Annotated in this window: 8 protein-coding genes; 4 read left to right on the forward strand and 4 right to left on the reverse strand. The window is 64.5% G+C overall.

Going from position 1 to position 11,828, the window contains the following annotated elements; genetic code table 11:
* Nucleotides 1-15: 15 nt before the first annotated feature.
* Entirely contained in the window at nucleotides 16-1,932 is a 1,917-nt protein-coding gene (locus Q2T94_RS12830; protein ID WP_302264815.1) for a primary-amine oxidase, read from the reverse strand.
* Nucleotides 1,933-2,109: 177 nt separating this feature from the next.
* Here Q2T94_RS12830 and Q2T94_RS12835 point away from each other — a divergent pair, with 177 nt between their 5' ends.
* The 3 genes from Q2T94_RS12835 to Q2T94_RS12845 all read left to right on the forward strand — a co-directional run bounded on the left by Q2T94_RS12835 (nucleotide 2,110) and on the right by Q2T94_RS12845 (nucleotide 5,387).
* On the forward strand, nucleotides 2,110-2,703 hold the full coding sequence (locus tag Q2T94_RS12835; protein ID WP_302264816.1) for a TetR/AcrR family transcriptional regulator: 594 nt from the start codon (nucleotides 2,110-2,112) through the stop codon (nucleotides 2,701-2,703).
* A gap of 152 nt (nucleotides 2,704-2,855) precedes the next feature.
* Nucleotides 2,856-3,785, forward strand: coding sequence for an AraC-like ligand-binding domain-containing protein (locus Q2T94_RS12840; RefSeq protein ID WP_302264818.1), 930 nt, complete (start codon nucleotides 2,856-2,858; stop codon nucleotides 3,783-3,785).
* A 135-nt stretch (nucleotides 3,786-3,920) separates the two neighbouring features.
* Nucleotides 3,921-5,387 (forward strand): APC family permease, encoded by a 1,467-nt coding sequence (locus Q2T94_RS12845; RefSeq protein ID WP_302264820.1) that lies wholly within the window; start codon nucleotides 3,921-3,923, stop codon nucleotides 5,385-5,387.
* A gap of 206 nt (nucleotides 5,388-5,593) precedes the next feature.
* Here the strand turns inward: Q2T94_RS12845 and Q2T94_RS12850 are convergent, their stop codons facing one another.
* Together Q2T94_RS12850 and Q2T94_RS12855 are read right to left on the reverse strand one after the other, a co-directional pair.
* Nucleotides 5,594-6,967 (reverse strand): aspartate aminotransferase family protein, encoded by a 1,374-nt coding sequence (locus tag Q2T94_RS12850; protein ID WP_302264821.1) that lies wholly within the window; start codon nucleotides 6,965-6,967, stop codon nucleotides 5,594-5,596.
* Nucleotides 6,968-6,998: 31 nt separating this feature from the next.
* Nucleotides 6,999-8,492, reverse strand: coding sequence for a CoA-acylating methylmalonate-semialdehyde dehydrogenase (locus Q2T94_RS12855; protein ID WP_302264823.1), 1,494 nt, complete (start codon nucleotides 8,490-8,492; stop codon nucleotides 6,999-7,001).
* A 119-nt stretch (nucleotides 8,493-8,611) separates the two neighbouring features.
* Between Q2T94_RS12855 and Q2T94_RS12860 the strand changes: the two genes are divergently transcribed.
* A complete protein-coding gene (locus Q2T94_RS12860) occupies nucleotides 8,612-10,261 on the forward strand; it encodes a PucR family transcriptional regulator (protein ID WP_302264824.1) in 1,650 nt (549 codons plus the stop codon).
* A gap of 114 nt (nucleotides 10,262-10,375) precedes the next feature.
* Here the strand turns inward: Q2T94_RS12860 and Q2T94_RS12865 are convergent, their stop codons facing one another.
* Nucleotides 10,376-11,677: a purine-cytosine permease family protein gene (locus Q2T94_RS12865; RefSeq protein WP_302264825.1), complete on the reverse strand. Its 1,302-nt coding sequence runs from the start codon at nucleotides 11,675-11,677 to the stop codon at nucleotides 10,376-10,378.
* Nucleotides 11,678-11,828 lie beyond the last annotated feature (151 nt).

Raw genomic sequence — 11,828 nt, forward strand, 5'->3', positions numbered from 1 at the left:
GTCATGGCATGCCGACTAGGAGTGGCAGGACTTGCCGGTGGCCGGGGCCGGGACATCCAGAACCGGCGAGCGGTCGAAGAAGCCCTCGGGACGCAGCTTGAAGCCAACCGTGTCCACCGGCATGATGGGCCAGTCCTCGGGTCGCGGGAAGTGCGTGAGCCCGAAGGTGTGCCAGAGGACGAGGTCCTCGCCGTCGATATTGCGGTCGGCCTTGACCCACTCGGGAAGCCCCGCGCCGCCGGTGTGCTGGTTCACGAAGTCGCCGGTCGGGTAGCGCTGGTCCTCGGTGACCGGAGTGACCCAAAGCGCCTTTGAGGCGAAGGTGGCGCGGCGATGGATCGAGGAACCCTCGTCGGCCAGCAGCGTGGGATTGCCCTGCGGGTGCAGCTTGTAGCCCACCGGGTGGCCCAGTCGGTTTTTCGATTCCGGGTTGGAGACCACCCAGGTGCGGCCCTTGGCCATGTCTGCGTCGCGGATCGCCTCGGTCTCGCGGGCCAGGAGCGTGCGCTTGCGGGAGAAGGCGTTGCCCCGCAAGTTCTCCGGTCCGGTGGGCACGCGCACCACGTCCTCTTCCTCGACGCGGCCCGGGCCGCCGTCGAGGGCGAAGTCCAACCGGGCGCCGAAAAGGTGCTGATGGAACGGGGCGCCGAGTCCTGGCGCGAGTTCGGAGGCGTACGGTGTTTCCCCGTCCGGCAGGGCACTGGTGAACACGATGCCGGTGGCCTTGGCCTCGAACTCGATGGTGCCATCGAGGTAGAGGTACCAGTAGAAGCCGTAGTCGTAGTTGCCGATGGTGGTGAAGAAGGAGATCACCAGGCGGCGGTTGCGTCGCGTGTAGTTGATGCCGCTCCACAGGTCGGAGTGCTTGGCCAGGATCGAGTGGTCCTCCTCGTGCATGCAGATGCCGTTGCGGATCGTGCGCGCCTCGCCGCGGGCATTGGAGGCCACCGGGGAGATGTAATGGATTTCGCCCAGGCAGTCACAGCCGAGCTCGAGCGAATTGGCGAACTGGCCCACCAGGTACTCGCCGGTGTCGAAGTAGTTCTGCCAGCTGCGCACCGGGGACGGGTCGCCGTAGGGGACCACCATCTCCGCAATGGAGGCACGGTTAAGGATGCGGCGCGGGGCACCCTTGTCCTCGAAGGAAATATTGTGCAGCACCAGGCCCTCGCGTACGTCGAAGCCCACATCCAGGCTCCACTTTTCCCACTCCACATGGTTCTCGCCGGTGACGGTGAAGCTGGGACCTTCGGGCTGGGTGATGGAGATCGGCTTCTGCGTGGTGCGCAGCGGGCCGGTCAGTTCGGGGTCGGTGTAGTTGCCGTGCTCGGCGGGGATTGGCACCACGCCCAGGTCGATGACCTGGTCCACGCTGCGGTTGCCCACATCCACGTAGCCGACCAAACCATCCACGGGGTGTGCCCAGGCCGAGTCCTCGGGGTGGTCCTGCACGAAGGCCAGTCCGCGCAGGATGCGGCGGCCCGATTCCTCCGGGTACTCGAATACGCCGGCAGAGAGCGGGGCGACGCGCACCTTCTTCACGTCCAGGTTCCGCTTGGCCAGGGCCTCGAGCCAACGCGGGTCTTCGGAAAGCAGCTCCTCGACGACCTCGAATTCCTCCTCCAGCACCGGCAGCTCGCCGCTGATGGCCGTGTCCAGCTCGATGACGCTTTCCACCTCGCCGCGGGTCACGGAAACCACGATGTCCTTGGGATGGTTGCCGCTGACATCGAGGAGGAAGACGCGGAAACGGCGATCGGTCTCCGGCGCGTCCCGGCGTGGATCCTCGAGTCCCAGGTAGGCCACGCGGGCCGATTCCGGGAAGTGGCCGTTCTCGGCCAGGATGGTGCGCACCTGTGCGATTTCCGCTTCGGTGGCAAGTGCGTAGGCACCGAGGTCGGTGTTTTCGGCGATCGCGTTGCTGGGGGTCATGGCGTTGCCCTTTCGAGGGAATGTGGAAGGAGACGTGCATTACCGGCGCCGGTGACGTGCACCACGTTTTTATTCTCTGATTGTAGAGAATAACCGCGTTTCTTCACCGTGGCAAGGGGTGCGGGTTGGTGCGGGCGGTGCGCAAAGGTTGGCGGAGTGATCCGTAGGATGGGTTGCATGCCAAAGATTGTTGATCATGATGCCCGCCGACTCGAGCTTGTTGAGGTTACGTGGAAGGTTATTGCCCGCCACGGCTTTGACGGTGTGACCTTGCGCGACATTGCGGCCGAAGCAGGCTTTGCAAATGGCGCATTGAAGCCATACTTTCCCACGCGGGCGAGCTTGATTCGGGCTACCTTCAGCCACGTCTTTGGCCGTACCAACTCTCGGATCGCGACCTCAACCCAAGGGTTGGCCGGCCTGTCGGCACTACGTGCCTTCGCCGCGGAGGTCCTGCCACTGGATGCGGACCGGCTGGACGAGGCCCGGGTCGTGATCCCTTTCTGGCAAGTCGCCATCCATGAGCCAGAATTCGCCGCGCTCAATGACGAAGCCATGCTCCAGTGGCGCAACTGGATTCGGGGGTGGATTGCCCAGGCGGGAGATGAGGGTTCGCTGCGTGGCAACGTGGATCCAATGGTCGCGGCGGAATCGTTCCTGACCTTCCTGTTGGGATCGCAGATAGCGGCAGTGCTTGATGCGGGCTTCAACGATCCGAGCCAATTGCGGGCTCAGTTGGAACAACACCTGGGTCTGCTGCGCACGGGCTGAGCAACGTCCCCGCTTTAAAACCTACAGTCAGAGAAAAAACGTGACTTTAGGAATTTATGTGCGTAGATTAGCTGGAATGTGACCCCGTTCACCTCCCTCCCGATTGTCGATGCGGAGGGGCGTGGCCGAAATTGGGGAAAGGTCTATCGCTCATGTACCAGATACAGCACGCTGATTCCTTCGGAGCCTGGAAGGCCCTTGTCTCCAGCGCCTTCGTTCCGCTCATTTCCGAGCCGGTACGGGCCGGCTCCTTTGCCGGCAGCATTGCCGGCAACCAGTTCGGTTCCGTGGGAGTGATGGAGGTCGAGGCCACGGCGCACGCAGTGCGCCGCACCGAGGACCTGCTGGCCGCGGGGGACCACCCCCACTTCAAGCTCAACCTGCAGCTCAGCGGGCATGGCATCCTGCTGCAGGACGGGCGGGAAACCTTGCTTCGACCTGGGGAGCTGGCGATCTATGACACCCAGCGTCCCTACACCTTGATGTTCGAGGAGGAATTCAAGACCCTCGTCCTCATGTTTCCACAGCAGCAGCTGGGACTGCCGGTTGCCCAAATCCGTGAGATGACAGCCACCGCCATCGGCGCCGAACATCCCTTGGGTCGGGCCATCAACCCCTTCCTGGGGCAGCTGGCGGGCCTGTTGCCCCAGCTGCAGGGTCCCGTCGGACATCGGCTGGCCGCGAATGCCGTGGACCTGTTGGGTACGTTGCTCGCGGCCGAACTCCACGAACACGACGAACTCGCGGTCGATGGGCATCACCGGCAATTCCGTTCGATCCAGGCCTACATCGATGAGCACCTCACCGATCCCGAATTGTGCCCGGGATCCATTGCGGAGTCCCAATACATCTCCTTGCGCAGTCTGCATAAGATTTTCGCCCAGTCCGGCCACACCGTCTCCGAGTGGATTCGCACCCGACGGCTGGAGCAATGCAAACGCGATTTAAGCGATCCCTTTCAACACCACGTGCCGGTGGGAGCAGTGGGGGCGCGTTGGGGATTGCCTGACGCAGCGCACTTCAGCAGGGTATTCCGGGCCGCGTACGGCAGTTCCCCCTCGGCTTTCAGGGCCCAAAGCTAGCGACGCCAAGGTCTCGGATCAGGCGTCCGGAGACAACGCTGCACGGTTCGCCAAAAGGCGCTCACGCAAAGCCAAGCGCCAAATGGATACGTTCGCGCACGCTTGTAGGAAAGACGCTTCAAGGAGGAACTTCCCATGGCTGCATCCACTGATCCACGCATCACCGAGGCCCCGAGCCTCGGCAAACGCACACTCGGGGTACCCGCGCTGGTCTTCATGATCATCGCCGCCTCGGCGCCGCTGACAGTTGTCGCCGGAGGTGTCACCAGCAACTACGCGGTGACCGGAGTGCTGGGCATCCCGCTTTCCTTTATCGTCCTCGGCATCGTCTTGTTGGTCTTCGCCGTTGGATACACTGCCATGAGCCAACACGTGCACAATGCCGGGGCGTTTTACGCCTACGTCGCCCGAGGTCTGGGAAAGGCAGCCGGTATCGGCGCGGCCTGGGTCGCGTTGATCAGTTACAACGCCATGCAGATCGGCATCTACGGACTCTTCGGCTTTGCCATGTCATCGTTCCTTGCCGGTACCTTCGGGCTGAGCCTCCCATGGTGGGGGTGTGCCCTGATCGGCTGGGCCGTTGTTGGGATTCTCGGGGTGAACAAGGTTGACCTTTCGGCCAAGCTCCTGGGCATCGTCGTGGCCTGCGAGTTCCTCGTGGTCATCGTGTATGACGTGCTGGCCATAAAGGTTGCTCCCGAGGGAATCAGCACCCAGACCTTGCAACCGGGGAGCCTGTTCACTGCGGGAATCGGTGCGGCCCTGTCCTTCAGCATCGCTGCCTTCATGGGCTTTGAATCCGGGGCGATCTACGGCGAAGAGGTCAAGGATCCCAAGAACACCCCTCGTCGTGCCACGCTGATCGCCGTGGGAATCATCGCGGTTTTCTACGCCATTTCCGCTTGGGCCATGGCCGTGGGAGAGGGAGACAGTGCGGTCGTGGGCAGGTCGGCCGAGATGGGGCCCGATCTGATGTTTGTTTTCCTGGCGGAGCACACCCCGGGCTGGTTCGTGGATTTGGGCAACGTTCTCTTTATAACCAGCCTGCTCGCCGCCCTGATCGCCTTCCACAATGTGGTGGCCCGTTATCTGTTCTCACTGGGACGCGAGGGAGTCCTGCCACGGGTGCTGGCCCGCACCAATCCCCGCACACATGCCCCGATGGCCGGTTCGTTGGCCCAATCGGTGTTGGCCTTGGTGGTCCTGGTGGTCTTCGCATTCATCGGCAACGGGCAGGACGAGATGTTCCCGGTGCTCACCCTCTTCACCTGGCTCACGAACACCGGTGCCTTCGGCCTGGTAATGCTCATGGCACTGACCTCCTTTGCCGTCATTGGATATTTCCGCACCGAGCCGCACGGACTCGGTCCGTGGGCCGCACAGGTGGCACCGCTGCTCGCCGGGGTGAGCCTGACGGTTCTTTTCGGCGCGATCGTGGTGAACTTCGATGTGCTGATCGGGCTGGAAGAAGCCAGCGTTTTGGGATGGCTGCTGCCGGCAGTCGTCATAGTTCCGGGGATCCTCGGTGTGCTGTGGGCCTTCCGCCTTCGCCGCAGCCACCCTGCGGTCTATGCCAGGGTGGGCCGCGGCGGCGACCTTTAGGCAACCTGAAAGTTCCCGGGAATTCGCTTCCCATGGCCGGCGGGGCCAGCGCGAAGATGCTTGCCCGCCGGTTTCTGCCGGCAACTCCGGCTTGTCAGACCGAAGGCAAGGCGGAGTTACCTGCCCTTAACCGCAGCCGGCCGTGTCCCGGGGGATTGCTCCAGCGGGACACGGCCACCGAAGGTGGTGCATATTCGCAGGGGCTGTCAGGCCTCGACGAACGTGTCTGCGACGCTCAGGGCCGTATCCAGCATGGCCAGCCCTGTACGCAAATCCTCGTCCGTGATGTTCAGCGGCGGGACCACGTGGACGCGGTTGAAGTTCACGAACGGCAGCATGCCTGCCTTTTTCAAGGCACCGGTCACCGCGGCCATGGCCGGCGAGGATCCGCCGTACGGTGCCATCGGCTCGCGGGTCTCGCGGTTGGTGACCAGTTCGACCGCCCAGAAGCAGCCGGTGCCGCGCACGTCTCCCACGGAAGGATGCCTGTCCTTCAGCTCGCGCAATGCCGGGCCGATGATGTCCGCCCCGAGGCGGGCGGCGTTCTCCACCAGGCCCTCATCCTTCATGGCGTTGATGGTCGCCACCGCGGCGGCCGAGGCCAGCGGGTGGCCCGAGTAGGTCAGGCCGCCCGGGTAGGGACGTTCGCGGAAGGTCTCGAAGATGGCCTCGGAAATGGCCACGCCGCCCAGTGGCACGTAGCCGGAGTTCACACCCTTGGCGAAGGTGATCAGGTCCGGGGTCACGTTCCAGTGGTTGACGGCAAACCACCGGCCGGCGCGGCCGAAGCCGGCCATGACCTCGTCGGCGATGAAGACGATGCCGTACTTGGTGGTGAGCTCCCGTACACTCTCCATGTAGCCCGCCGGCGGCATGTAGATGCCGGCACTTCCCGGGATGGATTCCAGCACCAAGGCCGCGATGGTGCCCGGGCCCTCGAGGACTATGGTGTCCTCCAGGTGGCGCAGGGCGCGCTGGGTCTCTTCGGCCTCGGTGGTGGAGTGGAAGTAGGAGCGGTACGGGTAGGCCGGGAAGAAGTGCACGATCCCGTCGGTGGCGTTGTCGGATGCCACGCGGCGCGGATCGCCGGTGACGTTGACCGCAAGGTGCGTGCCGCCGTGGTAGCTGCGGTAGGCGGACAGGACCTTGTTCCTGCCGGTATGCAGACGGGCCATGCGGATCGCGTGCTCGTTGGCGTCGGCGCCGCCGTTGGTGAAGAAGATCTTGTTCAGGTCCCCCGGGGTCAGTTCGGCGATCAGCCGCGCGGCCTCGGACCTGGCGTCGTTGGCGTGCTGCGGGGCGATGGTGCAGATCCGTGCTGCCTGCTCCTGGATGGCGGCGACGACCTTCGGGTGCTGGTGGCCGATGTTGGTGTTGACCAGCTGGGAAGAGAAATCGAGGAGCTTGTTGCCCTCCCCGTCCCAGACCCAGGAACCCTCGGTCTTGATGATGGTCATGGGGTCGAAAGGTCCTTGTGCCTGCCAGGAATGGAAGACATGCTTGCGGTCCAGCTCGTGGGTGCGGGCGCCGGCGGCGATCTGCTCGGGCGTGATGGTTTCGGTGCTCACATCGATGCTCATGGGGGTACCCCTTTCCGGGATTCTCGAGGCCCTAGGCGTTCTGCGGGAAGCCGAGGTTCAGGCCGCCGTGGCTGGGGTCCAGCCAGCGGGAGGTGACGACCTTGCCGCGGGTGAAGAAGTTGATCCCCTCGGCGCCGTAGGCGTGGGTGTCGCCGAAGAGGGAGTTCTTCCAGCCGCCGAAGGAGTAGTAGGCCATCGGCACCGGGATCGGCACATTGATACCAACCATACCTACCTGGATCTCGTTCTCGAAGCGGCGTGCAGCGCCTCCGTCGTTGGTGAAGATGGCTGTGCCGTTGCCATACGGGTTGGAGTTGATGGTCTCAATGCCTTCCTCGAAGGAGGCGACGCGGAGCACGGAGAGGACCGGGCCGAAGATCTCATCGGTGTAGATGGACATGTCGGTGGTGACGTTGTCGAAGAGGGTTGGGTTCAGGAAGAAACCCTCGCCCTCCGCATCCGGGTTCACGCGCCGGCCATCCAGCACCATGGTGGCTCCAGCGGCCTCGCCGGCGTCGATGTATCCGGCGACCTTGTCGCGGTGCGCCGCGGTGACCAGTGGGCCCATGTCGCAGCCGCGGGTGCCGTCGCCCACGCGCAGGGTTGCCGTGCGCTCGGCGATCTTGGCCACCAGTTCGTCGGCGATCGAGTCGATGGCGACAAGCGCGGAGATGGCCATGCAGCGTTCGCCCGCGGCACCGAAGCCGGCGTTGACGGCAGCGTCGGCGGCCAGGTCCAGGTCGGCGTCGGGGAGGACGAGCATGTGGTTCTTGGCCCCGCCCAGGGCCTGGACGCGCTTGCCGTGTGCCGTGCCGGTCGCATAGACGTACTGGGCGATGGGGGTTGAGCCGACGAAGGAGACCGAGGCGACGCGCGGGTCGGTCAGCAGCGTGTCGACCGATTCCTTGTCGCCGTGCACCACGTTGAAGACGCCGTCGGGAAGGCCTGCTTCCTTCCACAGCTCGGCCATCCACTGGGCCGCTGTCGGGTCCTTTTCACTCGGCTTCAAGACCACGGAGTTGCCGGCCGCGATGGCGATCGGGAAGAACCACATCGGCACCATGGCCGGGAAGTTGAACGGGGAGATGATGGCCGCGACGCCGAGGGGCTGGCGGATGGAGTGCACATCAATCTTGGTGGAGGCGTTTTCCGTGTAGCCGCCCTTGACCAGATGCGGGATGCCGCAAGCGTACTCGACGACCTCCTGGCCGCGGGCGATCTCGCCCATCGCGTCTTCGAGCACCTTGCCGTGTTCCGCGGTGATGATGGCGGCGAGTTCGCCCTTGCGCTTGTTGAGCAACTCGCGATAGTTGAACAGGACCTGCGAGCGGCGGGTCAGCGAAGTGTCGCGCCAGGCCGGGAACGCGGCGTGGGCCGCGGCGATCGCCTCGGCGGTCGTGTCGGCCGAGGCCAGGGCAACGCGGGAGGACACCTTGCCGGTGGCCGGGTTGGTCACGTCGGCAAAACGGGAATCGGTCGGGACTTCGAGGCTGGTTCCGTCGATCCAGTGGGAGAGTGTCTGCATGGTGTGTGGGTTCCTTTCAAGGCGGGGCAATGGTCTGCTGAATCCATTGTGTAGCCCGGGACACACTGTTGAAACTGTCAACCTGTAATACCTTGGGGCCAAAGCCATACACTTTGTCCATGAGTGCCCTCGAGAGTCCCCGAAAACCTGCCGTCGCCGGTACCCTCAGCATTGCCCGAATCCTCGAGCTGCCTGCTGTTTTGGCGGGGGAGCCGGAGGTGCTCGGGGGTGCGGCCTTGCTGACAAACCCCGTGCGGTGGGTGCACGTGGCCGAAACCCCCGATCTGGCCGAATTGCTTTCCGGTGGGGAGCTGGTGCTGACCACCGGGCTGGCCTTCGGCGAAGCGGGGTCCGGAGTGGCCGGCTTTGTCTCACAAGTTCAGGCAGCGGGAGCCTCGGGACTCATTGTCGAGCTGGTCGCCGGGGCGGCCGTGGAACAACATGCCTCCATCTCCGAGCTGCGTCGGGTTGCAGGGCAAGGCGACTTCCCGGTCATCCTGTTGCGGCGAAGGGTGCGCTTTGTCGAGATCACCGAGGTGGTTCACCGCATGCTGGTCTCGGACCAGCTTGCCGCCCTGGAACGCTCCCGGATGATCCACGAGGTGTTCACCGCGTTGAGCCTGCAGAACGCGACGGAGGAAGGGATCGTGTCCCGGGCCGCCGAACTCATCGGCGCCCCGGTGGTGCTGGAGGACGTGGCGCACCTGGTCCTGGGGTTCGACGCCGGTCCGCAACCGGATGCCGGGCTGCTGGCGCACTGGCCCGAACGCTCGCGCCGGGTCGGTTATCTGGAGGCCACGGGGCGCGGAACGGGGGAGGAAAGCTGGCTGCAGACCCCGGTCGGAATCCAGGGCCAACGTTGGGGGCGGTTGGTGGTTCCCGGGCAGCTGGGCAACGACGAGGACGCTGCCATGGTGCTCGAGCGCGCGGGGCAGACGCTGTCCATTGCCCGATTGGCCGGGCGGGACCAAAAGGAGCTACTGCACCAGGCCCGCGCGGGACTGCTGCACGAGCTGCGCCAGCCCCATGCCCTGGGCGCGGACGAAGTGATGATCCGTGCCGGCGCGCTGGGCCTTGCGGAGTCCCCACACTACGTCCCGGTCGTTTTCCGCCTTGATGACCGCCGGGGGCAAACGCCAACCGGCGTGCAATTGCGCGAACGTGCACTGCTGGACGCACTCAACGACGTCGTGGAATCGGCCCGGGCAACCTCGCTGTCCGCCAGCCTGCAGAGCGGCCAAGTCGGCATGGTGCTGGGCGTGGGTGCCAGGCTACTCGAGGAGCCGCTGCTGGAACGAATCTGCCGGCAGCTGGCCCAAGGCCAGCAATCCGTCGAATGGTCGGTGGGCGTGGGGCGCGGGCGAAAAAGCGTGAAGGATGCGGCCCGTGGATTGGAAGAAGCGGTCCAGGTCGCCGAGACCGTGGCAACCCTTGACACCCGTGCCCGGCCCTTCTACCGCTTTGCCGACGTGCGGCTGCGCGGGCTGCTCGCGCTGATGCATGACGACGCGCGCCTGAAGGCCTTTGCCGAGGCCGAGCTGGCCGGGATCCTGGACCCGCTGGACGAGCCCGCACTCGAGTTGCTCGGGCTGTATCTCAAACACGGCGGCAACAAGTCCGCCCTGGCCCGCACCGGATTCCTGAGTCGGCCGGCGCTCTACGCCCGGCTCGAAAAGCTGGAGGACAAGCTAGGCGTCAGCCTGGATGACGCCGAGTCGCGGACCTCTTTGCACGTGGCCTTGCTTTGGCGCGGGTTGGGCCGGACCTAGACCGGGTGCCTGCGGCGCGCAACGGGCCACTGGGACGGGTGACGTGGGGCCGGTGCACGGAACCGACGAGGGCTCCGTACACCGGCTGCACTGCGTTGAGTAAGTGGCAGGACTTTAGTGCTTGACGAGTTTCGCCGTGGAATCGCCTATTCGTGCCTGGGAAACGCGAATCAGTGCCGCATAAATCAGTGCCGCCAGTATCGGGGTGGCCAGCGAGCCGATGTTCGAGCCCCACGCGCTGCCGGACTGGATAAGCGTGATTCCGGCAACGGCCGAGATGACCCACGCAGCGACCCCGGCTCGGTTGAGCGCAGGGAATGCAGAGTCCGGAAGCGACCCGTCCGGCACGATGCCGCCGCGCCGTTCCTGGACGAAGATGTGTACCAGCGCGATCGCCACCCAGCCGGTGACCAGCGCCCCCTGCCATGACAGGGCCAACAAGAGGTACTTGACGACCGGCAGCAGCATCAACAGGTAGATAATAAGCGCACCGATCCCGACCCAAGCCAGCGACGGCAACCTCAGGCGCAGGGCTCGCTCTCCGAATTCACGAAGGTTGGCAATACCCAGCGCATAGTTCGCGGTGTTGATGCGGGTTTGGGACACGAAGATCACCAGCAGGCCCAGCGGGCCCATGAGCTGGACCAAGGCGCCAGCAACACCGGTCTCGGTGGCCTCCGCGCCGGGAATAGTGAAGGTGAGGTAGATGCCGATCAGTGAGTTGACGCCAAAGGCCAGGGTGTAGAAGAGCCAGCCGAAAGTGTAACGCTGGTGGAACTTCACGTCCTTTGCGCGCCCAAGTGCAGCGAAGTCCATGGTGTACATCATCAGGATCCACACGCCCATGAAGGCGGCGCAGGTGGCCAGCCAGCCGGGCCCGCCAGCAACGAGCGACAGCGAACCTGCTGAGTGGGTGAGCCAGGCACTGCCGTTAGGATGGGCAATGGACGCCCAAACGACCGCGGTGATTAGCCCGCCCCAGTAGATGGGAAGCAGCCAGCCGTTGATCTTGTCCAGCCAGCGTTGGATGCCACCGGCGATGAGCGGAATCGTGTACAGCACCACCAATGCGTACCAAAGCTGGATGGGTCCGCCGAACTGGGCCTGGAAGGCGTAGCCGAGGATGGCGCCCTCGAAGACTGCGTAGTAGATGGCGGTGGCGGCAAAGACCAGTGTGGCCAGTAATGCGCCCTTGCTGCCGAGCAGGGTGCGGGAGAACTGGGCAACGGTTAAGGAATGCTTCAAAGCATATCCGGCCAGGACCCGGTTGATGGCGCCGTAGATGACGATCGTGATGGACAGCCCTATGAGGGTATCGATGGTGCCGTAGGCCTGGGCCAGTGAGGCGCCGATGTAGATGAAGAACATGGCCGAGACCAGGCCGTACCAAGCCATAGAGAGTGAGCCCGCGCTCATCTTCCTGTTTTCTGGGACCGTATTCTCAGCCGTTGATTGTGTTGACACGAGACTTCTCCTGAAAAACGGGCACGGCAGGGCATCGGGTCGAACCCGTGCGTGCTTGGTGCCAGGCGAGTGTGACAAGGAATAAGGTGCAATTTCGACCGAG

The organism is Paeniglutamicibacter sulfureus, from assembly GCF_030512175.1.
GTDB classification, from domain to species: domain Bacteria; phylum Actinomycetota; class Actinomycetes; order Actinomycetales; family Micrococcaceae; genus Paeniglutamicibacter; species Paeniglutamicibacter sulfureus.

Excerpts from the sequence above, each read along its gene's own strand:
- Q2T94_RS12830 (WP_302264815.1), bottom strand. The coding sequence starts at position 1,932 with ATGACCCCCAGCAACGCGATCGCCGAAAACACCGACCTCGGTGCCTAC.
- Q2T94_RS12835 (WP_302264816.1), top strand. The coding sequence starts at position 2,110 with ATGCCAAAGATTGTTGATCATGATGCCCGCCGACTCGAGCTTGTTGAG.
- Q2T94_RS12840 (WP_302264818.1), top strand. The coding sequence starts at position 2,856 with ATGTACCAGATACAGCACGCTGATTCCTTCGGAGCCTGGAAGGCCCTT.
- Q2T94_RS12845 (WP_302264820.1), top strand. The coding sequence starts at position 3,921 with ATGGCTGCATCCACTGATCCACGCATCACCGAGGCCCCGAGCCTCGGC.
- Q2T94_RS12850 (WP_302264821.1), bottom strand. The coding sequence starts at position 6,967 with ATGAGCATCGATGTGAGCACCGAAACCATCACGCCCGAGCAGATCGCC.
- Q2T94_RS12855 (WP_302264823.1), bottom strand. The coding sequence starts at position 8,492 with ATGCAGACACTCTCCCACTGGATCGACGGAACCAGCCTCGAAGTCCCG.
- Q2T94_RS12860 (WP_302264824.1), top strand. The coding sequence starts at position 8,612 with ATGAGTGCCCTCGAGAGTCCCCGAAAACCTGCCGTCGCCGGTACCCTC.
- Q2T94_RS12865 (WP_302264825.1), bottom strand. The coding sequence starts at position 11,677 with ATGAGCGCGGGCTCACTCTCTATGGCTTGGTACGGCCTGGTCTCGGCC.